The sequence below is a fragment of the Kordia sp. E genome (genome assembly GCF_056033805.1).
On record NZ_JBRASR010000003.1, the window covers coordinates 268,505 to 293,036 of the forward strand.

The window sequence follows — 24,532 nt, forward strand, 5'->3', positions numbered from 1 at the left end:
AAATTATGAGCACAATGGAAGATATAGATGCGTTAATCAAAGAAACGCTAACAGAAGAAGAATCAAAGTTTTACGATGAATTGGACGAGCAAGGACTTTTTGGATCTATAGGAAGTATTTTTAAAGGGAAATTAGGTTGGTTGGCTGTCATTATGAATATCATTAATCTAGGTGTATTCGGATTCATGATTTATTGCTTCATTCAGTTTTTTGACGTAACAGAAACAAACGAACTTATAAAATGGGGATTGGGTATTGTAATTAGTGCAATGTTTATGTCTATGATAAAAGTATACGCTTGGATGCAAATGGATAAACGTGCTATTTTAAGAGAAATGAAACGTTTAGAGTTACAAGTATCTTCATTAGCGTCTAAAATATCTGAATAAGTTTTAATTCGAGATTAATATTTAGTATTTTGCAAGTCTCTAGGGATGATTTCTCTCCCACGCTGAATTTTCGATTCCTCGAAAAGATAAAGGTAGAGAAGGAATGGTAATTTTATCTATCATTTAAAACTTTATTAAAATGGCTGTTTTAGAACAATTAACATCTCAGCAAGCAATTGAATTAGAAGACAAGTACGGAGCACACAACTATCATCCACTTCCAGTGGTTTTGAATAGAGGTGAAGGCGTATACGTTTGGGACGTAGAAGGCGTAAAATATTACGATTTTCTTTCTGCATACTCAGCAGTAAACCAAGGACATTGTCATCCAAAAATTGTAAATGCGATGGTGTCTCAAGCACAAACATTGACATTAACGTCTCGTGCATTTTATAATGACATCTTAGGTCGTTATGAAAAATTTGCATCGGAATATTTCAATTTCGACAAACTATTACCAATGAATACAGGAGCCGAAGCGGTAGAAACTGCTTTGAAAATTTGTAGAAAATGGGCATACGAGAAAAAAGGAATTGCGGAGAACAAAGCAGAAATTATTGTTTGCGAAAATAACTTTCACGGAAGAACAACAACTATTATTTCATTTTCAAATGATCCAGTAGCACGTAAAAATTTCGGACCATATACAAGCGGATTTATCAAAATTGAATATGATAACCTTGCTGCTTTGGAAGAAGCATTAGCAAATAATCCAAATGTTGCAGGATTCATGGCAGAGCCGATTCAAGGTGAAGCAGGTGTATATGTTCCATCAGAAGGATATCTAGCGAAAGCGAAAGCATTATGTGAAAAACACAATGTATTATTTATTGCTGATGAGGTACAAACAGGAATTGCACGTACTGGAAAATTATTAGCCGTAGATCATGAAAATGTAAAACCAGATATTTTAATCTTAGGAAAAGCATTATCGGGTGGCGCATACCCAGTTTCAGCTGTGTTAGCAGATGATCACATTATGAGCGTAATTCGTCCTGGAAATCACGGTTCAACTTTTGGAGGAAACCCTGTAGCGGCAGCAGTTGCAATTGCAGCGTTAGAAGTTGTAAGAGATGAAGAGTTAGCAGAAAATGCAACTCAGATGGGAGAATTATTCAGAGGTGAATTAAACAAATATATTGAAACAAGTACTATTGTAAACCTTGTAAGAGGAAAAGGATTATTGAATGCAATTGTAATCAATGATACAGAAGAAAGTGATACAGCTTGGAATATTTGTATGGCTTTGAAAAATAATGGATTACTTGCAAAACCAACACATGGAAACATTATTCGTTTTGCACCGCCATTAGTAATGACAAAAGAACAATTGTTAGATTGTGTAGCAATTATTATAAAAACACTTAAAGAATTTGAATAGTGCCTTTAAAACAACAAGATAGTTCAGTATTTGATAATTTCGAATTACGATTAAATGAAAACTCCAAAAAGTTTCTGCGTGAAACTGCAAAATGGGCTTTTATTTTATCAATAATTGGGTTTATAGTCATAGGATTATTTTTGTTGATTGCGATATTTTCATTCGTGATGTTTTCTGCTGTGAATAGAAACGCGAGTTTATTTGGAGGACCAGGAGGAATGTCTATGGAATTTGTATCTATAGTATATTTTATATTGGCAGTATTGTATTTTTTTCCAGTAATGTATTTATATAGATTTTCGCGAAGAATGAAATCTGCATTACAAGAAAAAAACACAGAAGATTTAACAGCTGCTTTTTCAAGTCTAAAATCACATTATAAATTCATAGGAATTTTAATATTGAGCATTGCCGGAATATATGCATTGCTTTTTGTTTTTGTAATCATTGCAGGCGCAACAGGATTTTAAATTTTATAAAAATAGAGTACATAAAAAAAGCGGATGTAAATTTTACATCCGCTTTTATATATATAGAAAAATCTAATTTCTTATTGATTGTCCATTTGTTCTAAAATCTGTCTCCATTGCTCTTGAGATTCTTCCCATCCTCCAGTAGAGAAATAGTAAATAGAGTATAAAAAGTAAATTACATTAATAATAGTCACAACTAAAGCAACAATTTTAGCTGTATTCATATTGTTAAGATTACCTTCATAATCATCAGGATTTGCTGTAGCGCCTTTAATTTTATTATCGGCTACAAAATAAGCAGCTCCTGAAAGTAAAAATCCGAGCCCATTGAAGCAGCAGCAAAGAAAACCTACTACAGATAAGACATATACTAACGTTGGATTGAGTTGTTTTTTCATGTGTGTTATAGTTTGATTATTTAAATTTAATATAATTTTTTGATTAAAAAGCTGATTATAATAATAACGACGTTTGCAATTCCTAAAATATTAACCAGTTTCTGAGAACTTTTAAATTTATAAAAGATATTGAAACCTACAAGGATAAAAAATAAAATAAGCGTATAAATTGCTGGGTACATTTTAAATGCTTCTATAAATTCTCCTTGTGAAAGGAATGATAAAGAACGTTGAATTCCGCAACCAAAGCAATCAATTCCTAAGTATTTTTTTGAAACACATGGAAGCATATAATCTTCAAGTTGTCCTAAAAAAATGAGCGCATTATGCATTTTTACAATTCGTTTTTACAAATATAGAAAATACTTTATTCAATATTCAACTGTTTCATGAGTAGTATTTATAGATGGAATGTTACGGAAAAAGATACTTTTTTTGCGAAAAAGATGAAAATTGACACTTATTTCTTTGATCATTTTATAAATGAAAGGAATGCTTGAAAAGAAAATATTATTTTTGAGGTCTAAAATTGTATGTAGTGAAATTAAAATATAAAACAACACTTTACTTTTTCCTTCTTTTTTGTGGAGCAGGAATGTTGCTTTTTAGAGATAACATTCAAGGCGAAGGACAAATAGTGGTTACAATCATTGCATTATTTATGATGATGTTTGGAGTCTACAAAGTAACTTCGATGCAAACTTCAAACAAACAAAAAAAGTATGAAGACGAAGAATACTTTAATAGAGAAAAATACGAACAACAAGAAGAAGAGGAATAAATAACAAAAGTAAACGCATATAATAGTCATGAATTTTGAAGTAGGTGATAAGGTAGAAGCAATTGATGATGTCGTTAGTGGAGTTGTACAATCTGTTAATGGAAAGACAATTACTGTAGAAACAAGTGAAGGTTTTCCAATTGCATTTGAAGCTTCTGAGTTGGTCAAAGTAAACTCTAATGAAATAGCGCTCGATTTATCATATCAAAAAATTCATAATGCTATTCAAGAAAAAGAAGCGCAAACGAAACCCAAACGTGTTTTAGTAAAATCGAGAAAAGATCGTTCTGAAGTTATTTTGGAAGTCGATTTACACATTCATCAACTAACCAATGCTTACAAAGGATTGAGTAATTATGATATGCTTACGATACAAACAGATGCTGCAAAACGTCAATTAGACTTTGCAATTAGCAAGCGTATTCCTAAAGTAGTATTTATTCATGGAGTTGGCGCAGGCGTTTTAAAAGAGGAATTAGCGTATTTATTTAGACGTTATGATAACGTTAAATACTATGATGCAAATTATCAAAAGTATGGTTTAGGTGCCACTGAAGTATACATCTATCAAAATCCTAAAAGTTAATTTGATACTAGATTTTTAAATTTCCATTCTCTATTCTAAGTATTTTTCGATACAATTTTCTTCAAAAATCACTCGAAAAGACGTTTGGCTAGAATTGAGGTTTTCAATTTCCTTAAACCTATTCTATTGGCGTTGTAATTGTACCGTAATCAAATAACTCATACGTTACACTATCTCCAACTTCATTTGAAAACACAATATTTTCAAACGTAATTTCATGTTTATAATCTGTTACCATTGTTGGATCAGTAGTATCAAATACCTCAGTAGTAACAACTTTTATAATACCATTATTGGCAGTATATTCTAAATTTACTTGAACATCAGAAGGAGGCAATTCGCTACAGAAATAAGTACTTGTAATAGTTGTATTGAAACCTCTATAATACGCATTAATACTAGCGTTTGTTAAATTTGCTTCTCGTGGAGCTTCATCTTCAGTAATCGTATTTACAATTAGTGTATTTGGAATTTCTAATATTAAAGCATTAACACTATCAATCTTAAAAAGTAATGTAACGCCAGCCACAGTATTACAAGAATCTACACTTGCTGTACTTGTAAAGTCAATTTCTTCCAAGGGTAAATCTCCATCATCACAACCAAACGTAAACACTAGGACAAAAAGTAACAATAATTTTTTCATGAAATATGCTATTAAAAAATTCGTATAAATATATAAGCAAAAGTATAAGAAAACTCTATTTATAACGAAACTTATTGCAAATAATTTTATTTAAGCTATTTTTGTTCATCTTTATTTTAAACCAACCCTATTTATAATAAATTACGAATGAAGAATGTATATTTTGATAGTGCCGCTACAACACAAATTCGACCAGAAGTTGTAGATCGCATTAAGGTAGCTTTAGAAGAGAATTACGGAAATCCGTCTTCAACACATAGTTATGGTCGCTCTTCAAAAACATTAATAGAAACAGCTCGTAAAACGATTGCTAAATATTTAAATGCTTCTCCACAAGAAATTATTTTCACCTCTGGAGGAACAGAAGCAGATAATATGGCATTGCGTTGTTCTGTACGTGATTTAGGAGTCACAACAATTATTACGTCACCAATTGAACACCATGCAGTTTTGCATACCGTAGAACAATTGCGTGTAGAAAGTGATATAAAAGTGATTTATGTAAAATTACAATCGTGTGGAACGCCTGATTATGAGGATTTGGAAGCATTATTGAAATCAGATAATTCTAAAAAGTTAGTAAGTTTAATGCACGTTAATAACGAGATTGGAAATATCTTAGATGCCGATAGAGTCGGAACGTTATGTAAAGAATACGGAGCATTATTTCATTCAGATTCGGTTCAATCAATTGGGCATTTTGAATGGGATTTACAAAAAACAAATGTTGATTTCTTAGCAGCAGCAGCGCATAAATTTCACGGACCAAAAGGAATTGGTTTTGCTTTTATTAGAAAAAACTCAGGCTTAAAACCGTTAATCTTTGGTGGATCGCAAGAACGTGGATTCCGTGCAGGAACAGAAGCAGTTCATAATGTTGTTGGATTGGAAGAAGCTTTCAAACTTGCCTATGACAATATAGAAGAAGAAAAAAGCTATGTAGAAGGTTTGAAAATGTACTTCATGGACGAGCTTAAAAAAGTATTGCCAGAAGTAAAATTCAACGGTAACTGTCATGAAACTACAAAAAGCACATACACATTAGTAAATGTATGTTTACCTTTTAATCAGCAAAAAGCGTTGATGCTATTATTTCATATGGATTTAAAAGGAATTGCTTGCTCTAGAGGAAGTGCTTGTCAATCGGGAAGCAGTAAAGGTTCACATGTATTACGTGCAATTTTAAGTAATGAAGATTTAGAAAAGCCATCGTTGCGTTTCTCATTCTCAAAATTTAATACAAAAGAAGAAATCGATTATTTAATAGAAGTATTAAGCGAATACGCAAATTCATAATGTATACGTCATTCTGAACTTGATTCAGAATCTCATAAACAATAACGATATAAAAACAAAAGCGAGTTCAATACGAACTCGCTTTTTTTATGTTGTTACCATTCATGCATCAAGTAACAATTATCTTTTAAATTATCTCTATATTAGAAGCTGTTTAAGTTGTAGCTATTTTGAAACCCTAAAACACTAATGATTAAATCCATCGCAGCTAACAAGAAACTTATTAGAATTATATATATAGTAATTCTAGCTGTTACTTTTATCAAAATTTACAGTAATATTTTTGATAAAAAAGTAAGCTTGGTTGGTGATAATGTTAGTTATTATATGTTGGGTACAGCGATTGCTAATGGAGATGGTTATACAAACATTCAACATCTCGAAAAAGAAGCGCATTATCATTATCCACCAGGGTATCCATTGGTAATAGCTGGCGTTACAAAACTATTTTCAAATGATATTGTAACGATTAAAGTGTTCAATGGTATATTGCTTTTTGGAGCTATATTATTACTATTTTTCATTGTAAAAAAACTTACGCAAAACGATCATATTGCTTTTGCTACGAGTTTTATAGCACTACTCAATTATCATCTATTAGTCTATTCTACGATTATGATGAGTGAAATTCCTTTTCTATTCTTTTCAATGGTATCTGTGTGGTTATTTATAAAGATAGATTTCTCTAAACCTGTTTTTAAGAACTGGATTTTCTTGCTATTATTAATATGCCTGTCGTTTTCATTTTACATTCGTTCAGTAGCATTGGCGCTATTTGTAAGTATTGTATTTTATCTATTCCTAAAAAAAAGATGGTCATACTTCTTTAGTTCAATTGGTGGTTTTATACTATTATATCTACCTTGGATACTTAGAAATAGGAATGCTACTGGAAACTCTTACATACATCAACTATTTTTAAAAAATCCATATAAACCTGAACTTGGAAGTATCGATTTTTTAGATATTAGCGAAAGAATTTCACTAAATGTAGAAAGATATATAACGAAAGAAATACCTTCAAGTATTATATCTTCTAAAGATATTATGTATACAGATGCAGCAGCTCCTTTAATAGAATGGTTTTTAGGATTTTTGATTATTGGAATAATTTCATTTGGAATATTTAGACTGCCAAAATTCAAAATTTTTATCCTTTCATATAGTATAGCTTTCCTTTCATTACTTATGGTATGGCCTCATGTATGGTTTGGAATACGTTTTTTACTTCCATTAATACCATTACTTATTTTTCTGGTCATTTTTGGAATGATAGAATTACTGAAACTAATAAGTTCTAAAGTTTTTCCGAAGTATAAAAAATATGTTATTCCTACAGTCATGATACTGATTTTAGGGTTATGGTCTTTTACATATGGAAGTGAATCAATAGCTAAATTGGAAGATGAAGCAAGTGGAGCTTATGCAAGCAACTACAAAAATTACTTCGCATTGGCAGATTGGGTTCAAAAAAACACGACTGACAATTCTGTAACTTCAGTACGGAAAGAAGGTTTATTTTATCTATTTTCAAAAAAGAATGTAACAAACTATCAAAAAACACTAGATAGAGAAGCGCAAATTGAATACTTAAAAAGTAAAAATGTAGACTATGTAGTTGTGGAGCAACTCGGATATTCTTCAACTCACAAATACTTAGTTCCTGTAATAGATAGATATCCCAATAAATTTAAAATCATTAAAGAACTTAAAAACCCAAACACATACTTAATGGAATTCTTACCAGAATTAGGATATTGGGGAGCTTGGGAAAACGGAAAAAGAAACGGCTTGGGAACGTATGTTTGGGAAGACGGACAAAAATATACTGGCAACTGGAAAAATGATGTAAGACATGGTAAAGGAACGCTCTATTTTAAAAATGGAGAATACCTTACGGGAGTTTGGGAACATGGCAAACTAAATGGAGAAGTTATAAAAAGAGCTAAAAATGATGAAATCATAGAAAGAAGCGTATACGAAAACAATGTAAAAATAAAAGTGATCAATGAAGCTAACTAAACTTTCAATCGTAATTCCAGTCTATACTGAAGTTTGCTACAGTTCTATTAATTTTAGATAAAAAAAAGCAACCGAATTAATTCAAAATAGCGAATCATAACTTTTCTTCATAAGGAAACTGTCTACTAGCTTTTCGCATCATTTTAGCAATAATGGTAGAAGTGTTTTTACCAGATTTTCTATTGATGATTTTTTCGTAACGCCATAACAATTTACCAGTATTCTTATCACTCAATTTAAGGATGATTTTTCCGTAATCGGATTTTCCTTTAAGGAATGTAATCAAGTCAAAAGACGTATCAACCTCTTTAGAAAGTAACATGCGAGAAGTCAATGAACCACTAATAATTGCGTCTACTTTCAATAATTTACACAATTCTTGTGGTGTGTAAATGTCTATGTTTTCACTAGTAATTTTTGCTTTCTTCAAGATTCTATTCGTAGTATTAATATCTTGCAAATCAATTTTAAGTTTCTTCTTGCGTTTACGATTCAAAAAATAACTTTCTAATGCTTCTTGAACGGCAACACCTTCTTGTTGTTCAAACTTTTTTAGTTGTTTTTCACTATATTTTTCTTGCGCAGCTTTTAAATTTAAAGTAGTCTGAAAAGGAAGAATAGCAATAGTTTGATGATCTTTAGAAAGTTCTTCAAACTTATCACTTACATATATTTTTTTTTGTGCAGTACTTTGTTGTATTCCAACAACTAATAATAAAAGGATAACTATCTTCTTCATTACAATTTTTTGTCATTCCTGTAGACAGGAATCTATTATATCTTCGTTTCAAAAGCACTTCTCGATACAATCTTCTATCGAAAATCACTCGAAGTGAGCTAGGATTATTTAGTTTTCATCTAACATCTAACATCTAACATCTAACATCTAACATCTAACATCTAACTAGAAACGCATTCCCATTTTTACATTAAACACACGACCAGTTAAGAAATTTGGAATTCCAAACTGACGCTTTGTATACACATCTCGAACCCACGTATTGGTAATTGAATTTTGTACATCAAATACATTAAAAATCTCAAAACCTACATTCAATTCTTTAAAAGCAGATTTCCAACCTTTGTCAAATTGTTTATCCTTATCTACTAAAACATAGGAGAAACCTACGTCTGCACGCTTATAATCAGGTAATTCACTTTGAAAGTTATACGGATCAGAATAACTAGGTGATCCACCAGGCAATCCTGTATTATATGTTAAGTTTAAATACAATTTTAAGTTTGGAATCTTACGCATATAATCTTGAAACAATACTGCAAACTTCAAACGTTGATCAGTAGGTCTGCTAATATATCCACGATTATTAATGTTTTCTTCTGTTTTTAAATATCCAACACTAACCCAACTTTCTGTTCCAGGAACAAATTCTCCATTCATACGCAAGTCTAAACCATATGCATATGCTGTTGCAGCATTGTCAGCTCTGTAACGAATTCGAACGTTTTCAATTGTATAGGCATTTACATCAGATAAACTCTTATAATACGCTTCAGTTGTTAACTTAAAAGGTCTGTCCCAAAGTTTAAAACTATAATCGTTTCCTAAAACCACATGTACAGATTGTTGTGCTTTTACATTTGGGTTTACAACGCCATCAGGACCACGTAATTCTCTATAAAAAGGTGGCTGATGATAAAATCCTCCCGACAAACGGAATAACATATCTTTTTCCCAATTTGGCTTAATAGCAAATTGCGCTCTTGGACTGAAAACCATTTGTGCATTACTTTCAATTCCATCACCATTTACTGTCCAGCTATGTGCACGTACACCAACGTTTGTCCAAACGTCGTGTTCTCCAAGTGTTGATTGTTTACTCCATTGTGCGAATCCAGAAACACGATCAATTTGTGTATTATTTCGTGCGCGAACCGTTTGAAAAGGTTCTATTGGACCTTCATAAGGTGTATATGGTTGATTGTTTGAAAATTGTGGTAATGGTGGACGAATAGAAAATCCGGCTGAATCAATCACTTCCCATTCGATCAATCGATCACGAATATCTTCATGTGTATATTTAATTCCCCAATCAACTTGATTTTCATCATCATTAATTTTATAACTTCCTTTGTGTTCTACATTAACTATTAAGGCATCTAAATCATTTCGACCATGACTTAATTGCGAACCAATTCCTTCACTAAATTCTACACTTCCTAAATCTTGACCACCAATATCTGTATTTACTTCTCCTAAGCGGTACTGTGCTAAAATGTCAAAATGTTCTTGTTCTGTAGTATGATATGCTGACGCGATAAACTTTAATGTTACATCATCGTTGAGATAATAATTTGCTTTTAAAGCTCCAAAATACGTTCGGTAACGATCTTGTTCCTGACCTTCATAAAATACGAGTAATGCAATCGGATCTTGTAGAGTTCCAAAGTTAGTTTGACGTGTTAATGGTTCGTAATCATAATCGTTGAAAGAAACATTTCCTAAGAAACTCAAATCAAATTTATCTGAAAACTTATACGTCATGTACGTTTGAAAATCTGTAAATCGCGGTCTAAAATTTGTTTCGGTTTGCTTACTATTTACTAATAAACTATTATCTCGGTAACGAATTCCCGAAATGGTAGAAAACTTGCTGTCATTACTTGCAGTTTCAATAGAAGCACTTCCACCAAGTAAACTCAAGTTGACACTTCCGCCAAAGCGAACAGGTCTTTTATAAGTAATATCTAAAACTGAAGAAAGTTTATCTCCATACTTTGCTTGAAATCCTCCAGCAGAGAAATCTATATTTTGAACCAAATCAGAGTTTACAAAACTCAATCCTTCTTGTTGTCCTGAACGAACCAAAAATGGACGATATACTTCAATTTCATTTACATACACTAAGTTTTCATCGTAATTTCCACCACGAACTGAATATTGTGTACTTAATTCATTGTTGTTATTAACACCAGGGAAAGACATCAATAGATTTTCTACTCCAGGATTTGCACCAGGAATCAACTTTACTGTTTCTGCGGCAATAGTTTGAATTCCTTGCACGTCTTTTCTTCGACGAGAATCTAATACGACAACACCAATTTGTTCCGTACTTTCACTCATTACAGGATAAAACTCATAATCTTCTCCATTCTTCAACTGAAGTGTAACGGTGATGTTTTTGAGTGTAATGTGCGAAAACGTAAGTGTAATTTTTTCATTAGCAGGAATAACGATTTTAAAAAAACCGTTTTTATTCGTTTGCGTTCCCGAATCTACGGAAGTGCTAATATTTACATTCTCAATTGGTTTATTGTTCTTGTCTAAAATAACTCCTCTAACAGTTGCTGTTTGCGCAATGATGAAGTTTGCAAACAGGAAAAAACCGAAGAAAAGGATGTTTCGTATTGGTTTCAATATAATTAGTTTTAATTTTTTCTAAAAAACGTGCTTGTAAAAGTAGTACTATTTCCAACATTATCAGTAACGATCAATTTTAAATTATGTTTTGCTTCGGTAAAAGCAACATCACTAAAATCGTAAGATAACATACCTTTTTTGGCGTCATATTCAAATAAAATCCACTTTCCATTAATAGTTCCACGATAACTTCGTACCGCTGAAAGGTTGTCTGTGACTTTTATTTTTAAATACTTTTTACTGGAAATCCACTTATTCTTGGCAAAATTCACAGGTTTCACTTTAGGTGGAACTGTATCTTTTGCAATAAAGTACGTTCCTAAATTTTTTGTACTTGTCGTAAATTTAGTGCCTTTCTTTTTTGTCCTACTGTATGAAGGTTTCTTTTTTCTGTTTAAACTGGCAATGAATAATTTTTTGCGTTCAGCTACCGGATATGATGAAACATCAAACGTAATGACAAAATTTTTGTGAGCTGGCACTTTATCATTATGAATTTTATAACGACCTTTTTTATCTTTACTCAAATCAAAATAGAAATCTTCATAAAATGCTTGCTTCGGAATATAAACACTAACGTCACCTTCTTTAATTGTATGTTCAGAATTTCGTGTAACTAAGTTATTCGTAACAATTTCTTTCTTCTTTTGTGTAATCTTTTGTTTTTTACCAATAATAGGAACTGTAATTGTAGTTGTATTATTTTTAAAATCCTTAACTTTTAAAACAACTGTGTATTCTTTTCCTTCTTCAATTTGAATCTTTCCGTTATTAACAACATCATCATAAATGCTGAGTTTATTGGCATCAGTAACAAAACAGCGTTGTACACGTTGTCGTTTACTTTTAAAACGAGCATAATCAATCAGCGTATTAATATATCTCGATTCACCAAAAGAAAACTTTTGAAAATCATAACTAAAGTTTTTTACGCCATTTACAGAACTTTCCAATTGGTAAATTCCATTTTTATTAAATGCTAAATCTTGTCGGTCATATGAATTTACACCTAAGCCAATTTCGCCCGAAGCGAATACTTTATCAGCAATAAAACTATTCTTTTCTTTTCCTTTCTTTAATTGTAATTGTACAATTTTATTAGAAGAATTAACCTGAGCAGAATCTGACAATGCATACACAAACACACCATTTACTGTCGGATGGTGTGAATCTTTTACATCAATACCAAACAACATCGGATTCATTGGTTTGGAAGCTGCATCACGAATTTCAAAATGCAAATGCGGTCCGCCAGAAGAACCACTATTTCCAGAATATGCAATAACTTCTCCTTTTTTTAGCACCAATTCATCTGCTTTTGGATACAACTGAATTTCGTAACGCTCCTTATTATATTGTTGTTTTTTTAAATACGCTTCTAACTTTGGAGCTAACTTTTTCAAATGCGCATATACAGAAGTATAACCGTTTGTATGCGTTACATACAACGCTTTTCCAAATCCCCAATGTTGAATTTTAATACGAGAAACATGTCCATCTCCAATGGCAAATACTTCAAAACCTTCTTTTTGTTTCGTTTTAATATCTAGTCCTGAGTGAAAATGATTACTTCTCAATTCACCAAAAGTTCCTGACAAAATAACTGGAATATCCAGCGGCGATCTAAAATCGTTTTGTGGAATTTTTTGTTGAGAAAAGGCAAGGGAAAAGAAAAATATAAAAATAAAAAACAGTCTGTACATAAATCAAAAATGCGTTTGAAAAGCTAAAATAGCTAATACTAAGTTAATTCGGAATCTTTAAATTCAAAAACTGCACCAAAAATTGCAAATCTTAAAGTAATACTTTAAATAATGACCAAAACCCTTGCGAACTAATTTTATGAATGCTAAATTTGTAATTATATGCATTGAAGAAAAATGTAATGAGTAGTACTTTGAAAATCGTTGATTCTCTTGAAAATAGAGTGAGTAAAATGCTTCACAAACTTGCAGTTTTGGAGCAAAAAAACCAAAAACTAAGTCAAGAATTAGCAACAGCCAATCAAAATACAACGCGTTTGCAAGAAGAAATCTCAACATGGGAAGAAAAATTTCAAACGTTAAAAATTGCAAATTCAATGCTTGGCAGTGATAACAACAAAAAAGAAGCTAAGCTTAAAATAAATACACTAATTCGGGAAATTGACCATTGTATTGCACAATTAGCCGAATAAAAGATAGTTCTTTACACTATGGAAAATAAGCTCAAAATAAAGCTTTCTATTGCGGATAGAGTATATCCACTAACCATTGCAGCAAGCCAAGAAGAAGGATTGCGCAAAGCGGCTAAGAAAATAGAAGCGATGATAAAACAGTTTGAGCAAAGCTATGCCGTAAGAGACAAGCAAGATGTATTGGCAATGTGTGCCGTGCAATTTGCAGCTCAGGTAGAGCAAAAAACGATAGATAAAGATGCAAATCAAAACGCATTAGAAGAAAAATTAAAAGCGCTTGACGAATTATTGAAGGCGCAACTTAGCTCATAAGTTCTTTAAAATACAATAGGTTACTGCCTACATTGGTTTTTATTTTTGATAAACTCAACGTTAATATAATTAAAAAGAGTGAGTCATGGTTGTAAAAGCACGCTGTTAGTACTGAATTTATTCAGTATTTAGACGGATCCTTGATCAATCTGTTAGCTCTAAACTTGTTTTTTTGGAGTTTATACAAAACTCTAATCAATGTAGGCTTTTTTTATTAGTGAAACTCAGTTTTACGAAGTCTGAAAAGACGGATACAAAATTTTCAAGTTGAACTAATCCTGCTGAAAAGCAGAACTTAAAGTTGCAACTCAACTTTAATTTAATTTTTAAAATGTAAGGCTTGCCTTGAAATTCAATGCTTTACATTATAACTAATATATAATTAAGATCGATAGATGATGGATAGTACAACAATCATAATCGCAGCCGCCGTCGGCATTGTTTGCGCATTTATAGGCTTTATGATAGCCAAGAGCTTGGAGAAAAAACAAGCTTCAAAAATTATTCAAGATGCTAAAAAAGAAGCTTCTTCTTCATTAAAAGCAGCAAAAGTAGAAGCAGATAGCGTAAAGAAAGATAAAATTCTTCAAGCAAAAGAAAAGTTTTTAGAGCTCAAAGCAGAACATGAAAAGTTTATCCTATCTAAGGATAAAAAGATGGCTGAAGCCGAAAAACGTACGCGTGATAAGGAATCTCAAATTTCTAGCGAATTATCAAAGAATAAAAAACTCAACCAAGAAATAGAATCAAAAGTAAAAGATTACAACTATCGTTTAGACTTTGTAGAAAAGAAAAAGACGGAAGTTGAGCGTTTACATAAAAGCCAAATAGAACAATTAGAAGTAATCTCAGGATTATCGGCTGATGAAGCAAAAGACCAATTAGTAGCATCTTTAAAAGAAGAAGCTAAAACGGATGCAATGAGCTACATTCAAACGAAACAAGAGGAAGCAAAGTTAACGGCACAACAAGAAGCTAAGAAAATTATTATTAATACCATTCAACGAATTGGAACAGAAGAAGCTGTTGAAAACTGTGTATCAGTTTTTAATATTGAATCTGATGATGTTAAAGGGCGTATTATTGGTAGAGAAGGACGAAACATTAGAGCTTTAGAAGCTGCTACAGGTGTTGAAATTATTGTTGATGATACACCAGAAGCTATTATTCTTTCATGCTTTGATTCGGTAAGAAGAGAGATTGCCCGTTTGTCATTACACAGATTGGTAACTGACGGACGAATTCATCCAGCACGTATTGAAGAAATCGTAAAGAAAACACGCAAACAAATTGATGAAGAAATCATTGAAGTTGGAAAGCGTACAGTAATCGATTTAGGAATTCATGGATTGCATCCAGAATTGATTAAAACGGTTGGAAGAATGAAATATCGTTCTTCATACGGACAAAACTTATTACAGCATTCACGTGAAGTTGCTAAGCTTTGTGGTGTAATGGCAGCTGAACTAGGATTAAATCCAAAATTAGCCAAAAGAGCCGGATTATTACACGATATAGGAAAAGTGCCTGATACAGAAACAGAAGTACCTCACGCAATCTTAGGAATGCAATGGGCAGAGAAATATGGTGAAAAGCCAGAAGTTTGTAATGCTATTGGAGCGCATCACGATGAAATAGAAATGGTTTCATTATTATCACCAATTGTACAAGTATGTGATGCAATTTCAGGAGCAAGACCAGGCGCACGTCGTCAAGTATTAGATAGTTATATTCAACGTTTAAAAGACTTAGAAGATATTGCTTTTGGTTTCCCAGGAGTAAAGAAAGCATATGCAATTCAGGCTGGTCGTGAATTACGTGTGATTGTTGAGAGTGAAAAAGTAGATGATGCAAAAGCTGCTGAATTGTCATTCAATATCTCACAAAAGATTCAGACGGATATGACCTATCCTGGACAAGTGAAAATTACAGTAATTAGAGAAACAAGAGCGGTAAATATCGCAAAGTAAGTATTTAAAAACTTACATAAAGCCATAAACGTGGATACTAAGCTTTACAACTTACGGTATTCACGTTTCTAGTTTATGGCAAAACATTGACGAATAGCTATTATTTATAGATATCTTTAGTATAACCTAAATAAGACCTGTTATGTTAAAGAAAATTTTAAATCTCGCAGGAGTAGACATGCTTTCTAAAGCAAAGCAAATTGAAACACAAGGTGGAAAAGTGACAGCTTCCCTCGCAGCATCATTTATGTGTTATTGCAATCATAGATATGTTGGTGAAAAGAAATCTGTTAAAGATTGTTGGAGTACTTGTTAACTAACAGAATATTCAAAAAAAAGAAAAACAGAAATCAGTTAACGGTTTCTGTTTTTTTTATGTCCTAGGATGAAATTTTTCCATGACCATTGCCAAATGGCTTCTATCTACATGCATGTAAATTTCAGTAGTTGTAATACTTTCATGACCTAGCATCAGTTGTATAGCCCGTAAATCGGCGCCATTTTCTAACAAATGTGTTGCAAACGAATGTCGGAACGTATGTGGTGATATTTTCTTCTTTAAGCCTGATTTCTCCGTTAAACGTTTAATAATTGTAAAAATCATCACACGTGTTAATTGTTTTCCACGTCTATTCAAAAAAACGGTATCGCTAAACTCTGGAATATGTTTTATATGAACTCGTTCTTCTTTTACATAAATGTTGATATATTTCAGTGTAAAGCTACTAATAGGTACGAAACGTTGTTTATCTCCTTTCCCAGTAACTCTTATGAAACCTTCATCAAAGAATAAGTCAGATAACTTTAAACCTACCAATTCACTTACGCGCAATCCACAACCATATAAAGTTTCTATAATTGCTTTATTTCGATGACCTTGTCCATTTATCTTTGTTAAGTCAATGGCAGCAATCAATTTTTCAATGTCTTCTAGTGCTAATGTATCAGGAAGTTTTCGTCCAATTTTTGGTGCTTCAATCAGTTCCATAGGATTGTCTTTTCGATAATCTTCAAAAACCAAATAATTAAAAAAACTTTTTAAACCAGAAATGATACGTGTTTGAGAGCGAGCATTTAAAATTTTTGCAACTTCATAAATAAATTGTTGAACAGTTTCTTCATCAATTGAAAGTGGCGAATGATTGATTTTATTATCTGTAATAAATTGAATTAACTTCTCTACATCAAGTGTGTAATTTACAATTGTATTGTCAGATAAACCGCGTTCTATTCTCAAAAAATGTTGGAAATCTTTAAGCGTATGCACCCATTTCATAGGAAAAATCTTATAATTTTAGTAAAATTTGTTAAAAAATAAACAATTGATAATCAGAATGTTAAAAATAGGGTTGCGTCAAAATGTGTTAATAATTAGTTAACAAATGTATGTCAAATTACAAAAATTAGTTCTTTTGTAATGAATTAATTAAAAAACTATTTAAGATGAAAAAAATTTTTTTAGTAGCAATTGCAATTTTTGCTTTTGCTTTCACATCAAATGCACAAGAGTTTAAAGTAGGAGCAAACGCAGCTTTACCAATCGGTGACGCTGGAGATTTTTATTCTTTTAGTGTAGGTTTAGATGTAGCTTATTTATGGAATGTGTCAGAGAAATTTGATGTTGGAGTTGCTTCAGGATTTACTTCAGCTTTCGGAGATGAGCGAAGTGTTACTGTACTTGGAATTACTGCTACTGCAGACGTAGATGATGCTCAATTTATTCCACTTGCAGCTGCTGGTCGTTTCAATGTTTCTGATAAGTTTTATTTAGGAGCTGACCTTGGATATGCAATCGGAATCAACGATGGTAATGATGGTGGTTTTTATTACAGACCAAGAATTGGTTATGATATTACAGAAAAAATCAACTTAAACGCTTCTTATACTGCAATTTCAATTGATGGTGGTGATTTCAATACTATCGGTTTAGGAGTAGAGTTCGGATTCTAAGAATTTATCTTACTATAAAACTAGTAAAAGGAAGCAACTATTGCTTCCTTTTTTTATGGGTAAAAATTGTCTATTTTTACCAAAACAATTGCCATGAACATCATTATTATTAATGGACCTAACTTAAATCTGTTAGGAAAACGTGAACCAGAAATTTATGGAAGCGCTACGTTTGAAGACTACTTTAAAGGATTACAAAAAGAATTCCCAGCAGTAAACTTAAGTTACTATCAATCAAATGTTGAAGGAGAGTTGATTAATAAGCTACAAGAAGTTGGTTTTGATTATGATGGAATTATCTTAAATGCAGGCGCCTACACACATACATCTATTGGAATTGGTGATGCAATCAAGGCTATTAGTACACCAGTTGTAGAAGTTCATATTTCAAACACATTTGGTAGAGAAACATTCAGACATCAATCGTATATTTCTGCGCATGCAAAAGGTGTTATCTTAGGTTTTGGAACGCAAAGTTATCAATTGGCAATTCAAAGTTTCTTATCATAAATGAAGAAAGCATACTTTAATTGGAGCACAGGAAAAGATTCTTCACTGGCTTTATATTATATTCTAAAAGACAAAGAATACAACGTTATACAATTAGTCACAACAGTAAATAAAGATTACGAGCGTGTTTCTATGCACGGATTGCGTGAAGAATTGCTAGACGCACAAGTAGAACGTTTGCAATTGCCACTACAAAAAATATACTTTCCGGCAGAAGTTTCAATGTCTAGCTATGACGAAACCATGAAAAAAGCCACTTCAAAATTGGTTGAGGAAGGTTTTGAATATGGAATCTTTGGAGATATTTTTTTAGAAAATCTAAGAAGTTATCGAGAAGAAAAACTCAAAGAAGTCGGAATTACAGCTGTATTTCCACTATGGAAACAAGATACAAAAGCCTTATTAAAAGAATTATTGTCACTAGGTTTTAAAGCAATTACAGTTTGTGTCAATGCTAAATTACTAGATGAATCTTTTGTGGGAAGAATTTTAGATGAAAATTTCATTAATGATTTACCAGATACGGTTGATCCATGTGGAGAAAATGGAGAATTTCACACATTTGTATTTGATGGACCTATTTTTTCTTCTCCAATCGATTTTACTATCGGTGAAAAAGTGTTAAAAACATATACTCCTTCCAAAAAAGACGAAGATAGCTGTGCGTCAGGTGATTCTGCATGGGATACTGCGTTTTGGTACTGCGATTTAATCCCAAAATAGGAGAAAACTCTTAAAAATTAACGTTTCTCTGTGAAAATTTTAATCAAGTTTTAGGATTCAATTAAGAACAAATTAAGACAATCCAGCCCTATATTTGATTCAGAAATCAGACAATGATTTCGCACAATTTTTTCATAGCTGAAGGTGGGATATCAGTTATTAGGTTGGTTGAGGAAAAAGTCATTCAAGTAATTGAATGACTTTTTATTTTAGTAAAACTCAATTTTATGAAGCTTGTGTTGCTTCTTTTGAGCAATTTATTTTTCTAAAATTACTTCAATGGCTTTATTTAAAAATTCATCTTCTCCAGCTTTTACACCTTCAATAGTTTTATTTACATAAATATCGGGTAAAATTCCTATGCTATATAATTGGGAGTTGTCGTGTTTTACAACTTTCATTCCTGTCCAACTGATGCGTAAATTACCAAGAAGTCTAAAAGATGTTACATTACCATTTGTACCTGCTGTCGGTTGCCCTATAATGGTTGCCAAATTATAACCTCTAATAAAGCCCATATAACTTTCTGAATAGCTAATAGCTCTTCCGCTTATTATAAATACCACTTTTTTATCGCCTAAATATGGTTTCTTAGCTTTTAATCCCCAACTGCGTTTTTCATATCCTACAATATTCTTTTGATCTGGATATATTATTTTTGGAATTCTCATCCAAGATGTAGAAGTGTCATTTTGTTTTAATAAATGTGAAATTAAGCCATCATTTCCTTCGGGATATCCTCTTAAATCACAAATAATACCATCGGCTTTTTGAAGCGCTGGTAATAGTTTTGTAATAGTATCCATAGGAGCTTTATCAAGATTTATATAATAGATATTATGATCTAATTTTTTATGCAAATGTTCCTGAATTGACATTTTTGTAGCATCTGAAGTATACATGATATCACGCTTTAACGTAATGGTTTTTGAATTTACTTCGATGATTAATTTGGTATCTCTATTGCCTCGCAAACTTTCAATTTGTGCCATAAAGTTAGCCCAACCATCAGTACCTGCGGAAATAGTAGATTTTAATTCCTTAAAATATTCTTCAACAGGTGTATTATTTATTTTAGTAACAATATCTCCAACCTGTAACGCTACTTTATCATCAAGAACTTTTGTAATAACTAGCTTATTCTCAATAAACTCCCAATATATTGGTGGTAGATAAAAAGGCCTGGTTTTATTACCAGAAACTCTAGTATGTCCATCTTTTAATGTAGCTGTAAATTTTTGTAATGTAATTTGATGATCTAAGTATGTGTTGTCATCAAAACTTCTGTTCAATGCAGTTTCAAATTCTTTGTCCCAATCAACTCCGGCTTCTTTAAAATAAGGATGAAAATGTTGAAATACATTATAAGTATTTATAATATTTCCTAGTCGTGTAGCTAAGTCAATAGATGTAACATTGATTGTATTTATTTTTTTTTGTAAAGTGTTTAATGCCTCACTTTTAGGATACGTTCCTTTATCGTTGACATATAATCTTAAAGGAATTTGGCAATAGATATTATTTCCAATTTCTTCTTCTATAAGCTCTCCAAATTCTGGCGATGCATCAAATTTAGGTTTGCCTTTTGTAACTTTTGTTTTTTCGTTTTTTGTGGTTTTGTTTGAAGCATTTACGCGAATACTACTATAAGCATTATGCCTCGCATTCATACCTTTTGATACACCTCTGTGTTGCCAATAGGTAGTTGTGTATTCTCTTTTTTTGGCAGGAATTAAAATGTTTGTTTTGTAATTTAATTTTTTATCAGAAAAAACAATAGTAGGCGCAATGGGTTTGAATAATGTATTAAGCTTTTTAATAACCTCAGCTTGAGTTTTACATGTCATAATTTCACTAGCTCCATAGGCAGAAAAACGATTCCAATCAATTGAAGAAGCTTCATCACTAGGATGAAAATATTTGACATAGCCGTATGCTTTTGCAAATGTTTTTAAACTTTCTATATGATTAGTTTCCTTTTGAGATGTGGTGCAAAGAGTTAACATTGCACATGCTATAAGTATGATTCTATTCATTATGTAAGGTTACAGCTAACAGTTTAAATATAACTTTTATGAGTAATGCATGAGAATTAGTTCTCATAAATTAAAAGTAATAAATTTCATTGATCTTTACAGTAGCATTTACATGAAATAGTTAGTATACAATATATTCTTTAATGCTATAAAAAAAGCGAACCGAAGTTCGCTTAATTTTTACTAAAAAGTAGTGTCACATATCGGTCCACCAGGACAAGATGCCTGATATAAAGTATCAATCTGTTTTCTTCCTCCTTTGGCATCTTCAAATTTTAAATTAGAGATTGCTTTCTTGTTTAATACTAACGATTTTAAATTCTTTGTTTTCATAATAATTTTGTTTTAAATATTAATACCATAAAACTACATGAAAAGAAAAACTGATTATTCGTACAAAATGTATGATTTTTTTGAAACGAGTTATAAAAGTAGTATTGATTGAAAAAGAACGCATAAAAAAAGCGAACCGAAGTTCGCCCTAAGATTATGCTATTTGACAATATCCCCAATAACAGAAAAACTCTTCATACTGCATACCTGGTAAAGATTTAAGAATCTGACAATCGCCATGATTATAACATTGCATGCCTGTATTTCCTCCGTTAATTTTTGCTTGTGCTGTTTTATTCAATTCTTGAGCACCTTTTAAGTTTAAAATGTTTTTTTTCATGATATAATTTTTGGTTAAACATATATCAAATGACGAAGAAATATTTCATTAAATAAAAGCACGTTACCTTAAATTGGATGATTTAAGACATAAAATTTTATACTAAGTATTCTATACAAAATAACAAAGCAAACCGAAGTTCGCTTTGTTTTAATAGTTCCAATAAACTTTAGTAATTATGGAAAATTAACTAAAGGTGTGTAAATATCATGAATAGTACACGGTCCGCAAACTGTATAGCATGTACCGCAGTATGTTGGGCATGATAGTGAATAATCACACAAATCTGAATCTATAGCTGGCGCACCACCATTAAGATTAGAAATAGATTTCTTGTTTAATGTTAAGTGTTTAAATTTTGTTTTTTTCATGACTTAAAGTTTTTAAATTAATAACGCTAAGGTCAAAAAAACATACAATTGCTAAAAGAGTCTAAACACTAATTGAGGATACGTATTTCTACTTAAATGAAATTACTTTAAATATTTTTTCTCAATATAAAAAGTAGCAAACGGAATTAGCGAAGCAACAAAGAAAATAGCAAATCGTTTCATAGACCACTTTTGTTCGCGAACGACAATGTAAGCAAACACAACATAAGCAATAAATAGAAATCCATGCGCCATACCTACAATTTTATTAGGCATTAGCATTTCCATAAAATACTTTAATGGCATTGTAATGAAAAGTGCTAAATATGAAATTCCTTCAAGTACCGCTAATAATCCAAATCGTTTTGTGTTTTTAGTTTCAGTGAATGTTGTATCCATAACTATTAAAATGTGAGTTCTATATTAATTTGTACTCTGGTTTAAAAAAAGCATAAAAAAAGCTGCTCAACGAGCAGCTTTTTAAAATATATATTATAAATGTATTACTTCATCATATGCGGCGGCAACTGCTTCCATTACAGCTTCACTCATAGTTGGATGCGGATGTACCGCTTTCAATACTTCATGACCTGTAGTTTCTAACTTTCTACCTAAAACAGCTTCGGCAATCATATCGGTAACTCCTGCACCAATCATATGGCAACCTAACCATTCTCCGTATTTTGCATCAAAGATTACTTTTACGAAACCTTCTTTAGTTCCACCAGCACTTGCTTTTCCAGATGCAGAGAACGGGAAGTTTCCAACTTTGATGTCATATCCTTGTTCTTTTGCTTGCGCTTCTGTTAATCCAACAGATGCAATCTCAGGAGAACAATACGTACAACCAGGAATATTTCCATAGTCTAATGCTTCAACATGCATTCCTGCAATTTTCTCCACACATAAAATTCCTTCCGCAGAAGCAACATGCGCTAAAGCCTGTCCAGGAGTAACATCTCCAATTGCGTAATATCCAGGGATATTTGTTTGATAATAATCGTTTACTAAAATTTTATCTCTATCAGTAGCAATTCCAACATTTTCTAAACCAATGTTTTCAATATTCGTTTTAATTCCAACAGCAGAAAGTACGATGTCAGCTTCTAAAACTTTCTCACCTTTTTTCGTCTTCACAGTAGCTTTTACACCATCACCAGAAGTATCAACCGAAGTCACTTCAGCAGATGTCATAATCTTAATACCACTTTTCTTAAACGAACGTTCTAATTGTTTTGATACATCAGCATCTTCTACAGGAACAATTTTTGGCATATACTCTACAACAGTCACTTCTGTTCCCATTGAGTTATAAAAGTATGCAAACTCAACACCAATAGCTCCCGATCCTACTACGATCATCTTCTTTGGTTGTGTTGGCAATGTCATTGCTTCTCTATATCCAATTACTTTTTTACCATCTTGAGGTAAACTTGGTAACTCACGTGAGCGTGCTCCAGTAGCAATTACAATATGTTGTGCACTATACTCAGTCGTTTTACCGTCTTTATCTTTTACATCAATCTTCTTTCCAGCTTTTAAAGTTCCAAAACCGTTAAGAACATCAATTTTATTCTTCTTCATTAAAAACTGAACACCTTTGCTCATTCCGTCAGCAACGCCACGACTACGTTTTACAACTGCGTCAAAATCTTTGTCGTATTCTTTCACTGATAATCCGTAATCTTCAGCATGTTTCAAATATTCAAAAACTTGTGCTGATTTCAATAATGCTTTCGTTGGAATACATCCCCAATTTAAGCAAACACCACCAAGACTTTCTTTCTCAACAATAGCAGCTTTCAAACCTAATTGAGAAGCTCTAATGGCAGTAACATATCCTCCAGGACCACTTCCTAAAACGATGATATCGTATGTATTCATATCTTAAAATTTTGTTGTCTGATTTCGAAATGCAAATTTACGCAATTCTAAGATAACTATAAACTATATGCAATTGTTTTTGTTTGTTGGACGCGCTTCGCTTTTGGACTCGTTCTCGCGTAGGCAGGAATCTGTTGAATTTGCTACGCTTTTAGATTGTTGGTATCGCTTCGCTCTTAGTATTTTGATGTTTTAATACCTACATATTTGAACAAAATTTCCACATTGCTACATTTTCAAATCATCAAATTGTTATATTAATTTTTTGGAAGTTTCCTTTCGCTATCGCTTCAGGTCGCGCTATTTGTTACAAGTCCTCGCTCGCAAACTCGCTGTGGGCTTTCCACTGCTATCGCTAACTCGGAGTTTGTTTGCGGGTTTGTTGTCTGTTATGAGTTATGAGTTATGAGTTGTGGCTTTGTCTTTTGGCTGAGTTCAATGTGTCAATTTGTTTTCTATGGATTTTTGTTTTTAACCTGTAAACGTCAGTTCGAGTGGTTTTGTCATATCGAGCGCAGTCGAGATAGGCAAAAAATGTATCGAGAACAGCTTAGCACTTCAAAGTACTTCTCGATA

Annotated in this window: 27 protein-coding genes and 1 other RNA gene; 15 read left to right on the plus strand and 13 right to left on the minus strand. The window is 32.1% G+C overall.

The features are described from left to right. Positions 1-5 precede the first annotated feature (5 nt). From ACUUYC_RS14315 to ACUUYC_RS14325, 3 genes are all read left to right on the plus strand, one after another. On the plus strand, positions 6-389 hold the full coding sequence (locus tag ACUUYC_RS14315; RefSeq protein WP_474266778.1) for a DUF6768 family protein: 384 nt from the start codon (positions 6-8) through the stop codon (positions 387-389). A 139-nt stretch (positions 390-528) separates the two neighbouring features. After that, entirely contained in the window at positions 529-1,770 is a 1,242-nt protein-coding gene (rocD, locus tag ACUUYC_RS14320) for an ornithine--oxo-acid transaminase (RefSeq protein ID WP_474266780.1), read from the plus strand. After that, the gene (locus ACUUYC_RS14325) at positions 1,770-2,240 is read left to right on the plus strand and encodes a DUF5362 family protein (RefSeq protein ID WP_474266782.1); all 471 of its coding nucleotides are present in this window, start codon (positions 1,770-1,772) and stop codon (positions 2,238-2,240) included. Before rocD ends, ACUUYC_RS14325 begins: the two co-directional genes overlap by 1 nt. Positions 2,241-2,320: 80 nt before the next feature. Here ACUUYC_RS14325 and ACUUYC_RS14330 read toward each other — a convergent pair whose 3' ends face one another. Both ACUUYC_RS14330 and ACUUYC_RS14335 read right to left on the minus strand, forming a co-directional pair. Continuing rightward, the gene (locus ACUUYC_RS14330) at positions 2,321-2,641 is read right to left on the minus strand and encodes a CCC motif membrane protein (RefSeq protein ID WP_474266784.1); all 321 of its coding nucleotides are present in this window, start codon (positions 2,639-2,641) and stop codon (positions 2,321-2,323) included. Positions 2,642-2,667: 26 nt separating this feature from the next. Then, positions 2,668-2,973 carry a DUF2752 domain-containing protein gene (locus tag ACUUYC_RS14335; protein WP_474266787.1) on the minus strand — a complete coding sequence of 102 codons (306 nt, stop codon included), beginning with the start codon at positions 2,971-2,973 and terminating at the stop codon, positions 2,668-2,670. Between the two features lie 206 nt (positions 2,974-3,179). Between ACUUYC_RS14335 and ACUUYC_RS14340 the strand changes: the two genes are divergently transcribed. Then, on the plus strand, positions 3,180-3,422 hold the full coding sequence (locus ACUUYC_RS14340; protein ID WP_474266790.1) for a hypothetical protein: 243 nt from the start codon (positions 3,180-3,182) through the stop codon (positions 3,420-3,422). Positions 3,423-3,450: 28 nt separating this feature from the next. Beyond that, positions 3,451-4,008 carry a Smr/MutS family protein gene (locus ACUUYC_RS14345; RefSeq protein ID WP_474266792.1) on the plus strand — a complete coding sequence of 186 codons (558 nt, stop codon included), beginning with the start codon at positions 3,451-3,453 and terminating at the stop codon, positions 4,006-4,008. A gap of 118 nt (positions 4,009-4,126) precedes the next feature. Here the strand turns inward: ACUUYC_RS14345 and ACUUYC_RS14350 are convergent, their stop codons facing one another. After that, positions 4,127-4,654, minus strand: coding sequence for a hypothetical protein (locus ACUUYC_RS14350; RefSeq protein ID WP_474266794.1), 528 nt, complete (start codon positions 4,652-4,654; stop codon positions 4,127-4,129). A 147-nt stretch (positions 4,655-4,801) separates the two neighbouring features. Here ACUUYC_RS14350 and ACUUYC_RS14355 point away from each other — a divergent pair, with 147 nt between their 5' ends. Next, positions 4,802-5,950 (plus strand): cysteine desulfurase family protein, encoded by a 1,149-nt coding sequence (locus tag ACUUYC_RS14355; RefSeq protein WP_474266796.1) that lies wholly within the window; start codon positions 4,802-4,804, stop codon positions 5,948-5,950. Positions 5,951-6,139: 189 nt separating this feature from the next. Continuing rightward, positions 6,140-7,972, plus strand: coding sequence for an ArnT family glycosyltransferase (locus ACUUYC_RS14360; protein ID WP_474266798.1), 1,833 nt, complete (start codon positions 6,140-6,142; stop codon positions 7,970-7,972). Positions 7,973-8,066: 94 nt separating this feature from the next. On the opposite strand, the gene ACUUYC_RS14365 is transcribed toward ACUUYC_RS14360, so the two are convergent. The 3 genes from ACUUYC_RS14365 to ACUUYC_RS14375 form a co-directional block, all read right to left on the minus strand. Continuing rightward, the gene (locus ACUUYC_RS14365) at positions 8,067-8,711 is read right to left on the minus strand and encodes a hypothetical protein (protein ID WP_474266800.1); all 645 of its coding nucleotides are present in this window, start codon (positions 8,709-8,711) and stop codon (positions 8,067-8,069) included. A 165-nt stretch (positions 8,712-8,876) separates the two neighbouring features. Next, positions 8,877-11,348, minus strand: coding sequence for a TonB-dependent receptor (locus tag ACUUYC_RS14370; protein ID WP_474266802.1), 2,472 nt, complete (start codon positions 11,346-11,348; stop codon positions 8,877-8,879). Positions 11,349-11,359: 11 nt separating this feature from the next. Beyond that, positions 11,360-13,054, minus strand: a complete 1,695-nt coding sequence (locus tag ACUUYC_RS14375; RefSeq protein ID WP_474266805.1) for a M23 family metallopeptidase — start codon at positions 13,052-13,054, stop codon at positions 11,360-11,362. 182 nt (positions 13,055-13,236) lie between these two features. Here ACUUYC_RS14375 and ACUUYC_RS14380 point away from each other — a divergent pair, with 182 nt between their 5' ends. From ACUUYC_RS14380 to ACUUYC_RS14400, 5 genes are all read left to right on the plus strand, one after another. After that, positions 13,237-13,527, plus strand: a complete 291-nt coding sequence (locus tag ACUUYC_RS14380; protein ID WP_474266807.1) for a hypothetical protein — start codon at positions 13,237-13,239, stop codon at positions 13,525-13,527. An 18-nt stretch (positions 13,528-13,545) separates the two neighbouring features. Then, on the plus strand, positions 13,546-13,839 hold the full coding sequence (locus ACUUYC_RS14385; protein ID WP_474266809.1) for a cell division protein ZapA: 294 nt from the start codon (positions 13,546-13,548) through the stop codon (positions 13,837-13,839). Between the two features lie 52 nt (positions 13,840-13,891). Continuing rightward, positions 13,892-14,020: non-coding RNA, 6S RNA (ssrS, locus tag ACUUYC_RS14390), on the plus strand. A gap of 217 nt (positions 14,021-14,237) precedes the next feature. Continuing rightward, positions 14,238-15,809 carry a ribonuclease Y gene (rny, locus tag ACUUYC_RS14395; RefSeq protein WP_474268499.1) on the plus strand — a complete coding sequence of 524 codons (1,572 nt, stop codon included), beginning with the start codon at positions 14,238-14,240 and terminating at the stop codon, positions 15,807-15,809. Positions 15,810-15,951: 142 nt separating this feature from the next. Next, a complete protein-coding gene (locus ACUUYC_RS14400) occupies positions 15,952-16,125 on the plus strand; it encodes a hypothetical protein (RefSeq protein ID WP_474266811.1) in 174 nt (57 codons plus the stop codon). Positions 16,126-16,182: 57 nt separating this feature from the next. Here ACUUYC_RS14400 and xerA read toward each other — a convergent pair whose 3' ends face one another. Then, positions 16,183-17,085, minus strand: coding sequence for a site-specific tyrosine recombinase/integron integrase (gene xerA, locus ACUUYC_RS14405; protein ID WP_474266814.1), 903 nt, complete (start codon positions 17,083-17,085; stop codon positions 16,183-16,185). A gap of 167 nt (positions 17,086-17,252) precedes the next feature. Between xerA and ACUUYC_RS14410 the strand changes: the two genes are divergently transcribed. The 3 genes from ACUUYC_RS14410 (at position 17,253) to ACUUYC_RS14420 (ending at position 18,992) form a co-directional block, all read left to right on the plus strand. After that, on the plus strand, positions 17,253-17,759 hold the full coding sequence (locus ACUUYC_RS14410) for an outer membrane beta-barrel protein (RefSeq protein ID WP_474266816.1): 507 nt from the start codon (positions 17,253-17,255) through the stop codon (positions 17,757-17,759). Positions 17,760-17,852: 93 nt separating this feature from the next. Continuing rightward, entirely contained in the window at positions 17,853-18,269 is a 417-nt protein-coding gene (gene aroQ / locus ACUUYC_RS14415; protein WP_474266819.1) for a type II 3-dehydroquinate dehydratase, read from the plus strand. Beyond that, positions 18,270-18,992 carry a Dph6-related ATP pyrophosphatase gene (locus tag ACUUYC_RS14420; RefSeq protein WP_474266822.1) on the plus strand — a complete coding sequence of 241 codons (723 nt, stop codon included), beginning with the start codon at positions 18,270-18,272 and terminating at the stop codon, positions 18,990-18,992. It abuts the gene before it with no gap. A gap of 257 nt (positions 18,993-19,249) precedes the next feature. Here ACUUYC_RS14420 and ACUUYC_RS14425 read toward each other — a convergent pair whose 3' ends face one another. From ACUUYC_RS14425 to lpdA, 6 genes are all read right to left on the minus strand, one after another. Further along, positions 19,250-21,028, minus strand: a complete 1,779-nt coding sequence (locus tag ACUUYC_RS14425) for a S41 family peptidase (RefSeq protein ID WP_474266825.1) — start codon at positions 21,026-21,028, stop codon at positions 19,250-19,252. A gap of 183 nt (positions 21,029-21,211) precedes the next feature. Next, entirely contained in the window at positions 21,212-21,361 is a 150-nt protein-coding gene (locus tag ACUUYC_RS14430; protein WP_474266827.1) for a hypothetical protein, read from the minus strand. 154 nt (positions 21,362-21,515) lie between these two features. After that, positions 21,516-21,701: a hypothetical protein gene (locus ACUUYC_RS14435; protein ID WP_474266829.1), complete on the minus strand. Its 186-nt coding sequence runs from the start codon at positions 21,699-21,701 to the stop codon at positions 21,516-21,518. 176 nt (positions 21,702-21,877) lie between these two features. Then, positions 21,878-22,072, minus strand: coding sequence for a hypothetical protein (locus ACUUYC_RS14440; protein WP_474266831.1), 195 nt, complete (start codon positions 22,070-22,072; stop codon positions 21,878-21,880). A gap of 102 nt (positions 22,073-22,174) precedes the next feature. Beyond that, complete coding sequence (locus tag ACUUYC_RS14445; protein ID WP_474266833.1) at positions 22,175-22,471, minus strand: DUF3817 domain-containing protein; 297 nt, start codon at positions 22,469-22,471, stop codon at positions 22,175-22,177. A gap of 93 nt (positions 22,472-22,564) precedes the next feature. Then, positions 22,565-23,956 (minus strand): dihydrolipoyl dehydrogenase, encoded by a 1,392-nt coding sequence (lpdA, locus tag ACUUYC_RS14450; protein ID WP_474266835.1) that lies wholly within the window; start codon positions 23,954-23,956, stop codon positions 22,565-22,567. Positions 23,957-24,532: the final 576 nt, after the last annotated feature.

Excerpts from the sequence above, each read along its gene's own strand:
- ACUUYC_RS14380 (WP_474266807.1), top strand. The coding sequence starts at position 13,237 with ATGAGTAGTACTTTGAAAATCGTTGATTCTCTTGAAAATAGAGTGAGT.
- ACUUYC_RS14355 (WP_474266796.1), top strand. The coding sequence starts at position 4,802 with ATGAAGAATGTATATTTTGATAGTGCCGCTACAACACAAATTCGACCA.
- ACUUYC_RS14445 (WP_474266833.1), bottom strand. The coding sequence starts at position 22,471 with ATGGATACAACATTCACTGAAACTAAAAACACAAAACGATTTGGATTA.
- ACUUYC_RS14425 (WP_474266825.1), bottom strand. The coding sequence starts at position 21,028 with ATGAATAGAATCATACTTATAGCATGTGCAATGTTAACTCTTTGCACC.
- ACUUYC_RS14430 (WP_474266827.1), bottom strand. The coding sequence starts at position 21,361 with ATGAAAACAAAGAATTTAAAATCGTTAGTATTAAACAAGAAAGCAATC.
- ACUUYC_RS14435 (WP_474266829.1), bottom strand. The coding sequence starts at position 21,701 with ATGAAAAAAAACATTTTAAACTTAAAAGGTGCTCAAGAATTGAATAAA.
- ACUUYC_RS14360 (WP_474266798.1), top strand. The coding sequence starts at position 6,140 with ATGATTAAATCCATCGCAGCTAACAAGAAACTTATTAGAATTATATAT.
- ACUUYC_RS14440 (WP_474266831.1), bottom strand. The coding sequence starts at position 22,072 with ATGAAAAAAACAAAATTTAAACACTTAACATTAAACAAGAAATCTATT.
- ACUUYC_RS14410 (WP_474266816.1), top strand. The coding sequence starts at position 17,253 with ATGAAAAAAATTTTTTTAGTAGCAATTGCAATTTTTGCTTTTGCTTTC.
- ACUUYC_RS14375 (WP_474266805.1), bottom strand. The coding sequence starts at position 13,054 with ATGTACAGACTGTTTTTTATTTTTATATTTTTCTTTTCCCTTGCCTTT.
- rocD (WP_474266780.1), top strand. The coding sequence starts at position 529 with ATGGCTGTTTTAGAACAATTAACATCTCAGCAAGCAATTGAATTAGAA.
- rny (WP_474268499.1), top strand. The coding sequence starts at position 14,238 with ATGGATAGTACAACAATCATAATCGCAGCCGCCGTCGGCATTGTTTGC.
- ACUUYC_RS14350 (WP_474266794.1), bottom strand. The coding sequence starts at position 4,654 with ATGAAAAAATTATTGTTACTTTTTGTCCTAGTGTTTACGTTTGGTTGT.
- lpdA (WP_474266835.1), bottom strand. The coding sequence starts at position 23,956 with ATGAATACATACGATATCATCGTTTTAGGAAGTGGTCCTGGAGGATAT.
- ACUUYC_RS14420 (WP_474266822.1), top strand. The coding sequence starts at position 18,270 with ATGAAGAAAGCATACTTTAATTGGAGCACAGGAAAAGATTCTTCACTG.
- ACUUYC_RS14365 (WP_474266800.1), bottom strand. The coding sequence starts at position 8,711 with ATGAAGAAGATAGTTATCCTTTTATTATTAGTTGTTGGAATACAACAA.
- ACUUYC_RS14330 (WP_474266784.1), bottom strand. The coding sequence starts at position 2,641 with ATGAAAAAACAACTCAATCCAACGTTAGTATATGTCTTATCTGTAGTA.
- ACUUYC_RS14315 (WP_474266778.1), top strand. The coding sequence starts at position 6 with ATGAGCACAATGGAAGATATAGATGCGTTAATCAAAGAAACGCTAACA.
- ACUUYC_RS14335 (WP_474266787.1), bottom strand. The coding sequence starts at position 2,973 with ATGCATAATGCGCTCATTTTTTTAGGACAACTTGAAGATTATATGCTT.
- ACUUYC_RS14345 (WP_474266792.1), top strand. The coding sequence starts at position 3,451 with ATGAATTTTGAAGTAGGTGATAAGGTAGAAGCAATTGATGATGTCGTT.
- xerA (WP_474266814.1), bottom strand. The coding sequence starts at position 17,085 with ATGAAATGGGTGCATACGCTTAAAGATTTCCAACATTTTTTGAGAATA.
- ACUUYC_RS14400 (WP_474266811.1), top strand. The coding sequence starts at position 15,952 with ATGTTAAAGAAAATTTTAAATCTCGCAGGAGTAGACATGCTTTCTAAA.
- aroQ (WP_474266819.1), top strand. The coding sequence starts at position 17,853 with ATGAACATCATTATTATTAATGGACCTAACTTAAATCTGTTAGGAAAA.
- ACUUYC_RS14385 (WP_474266809.1), top strand. The coding sequence starts at position 13,546 with ATGGAAAATAAGCTCAAAATAAAGCTTTCTATTGCGGATAGAGTATAT.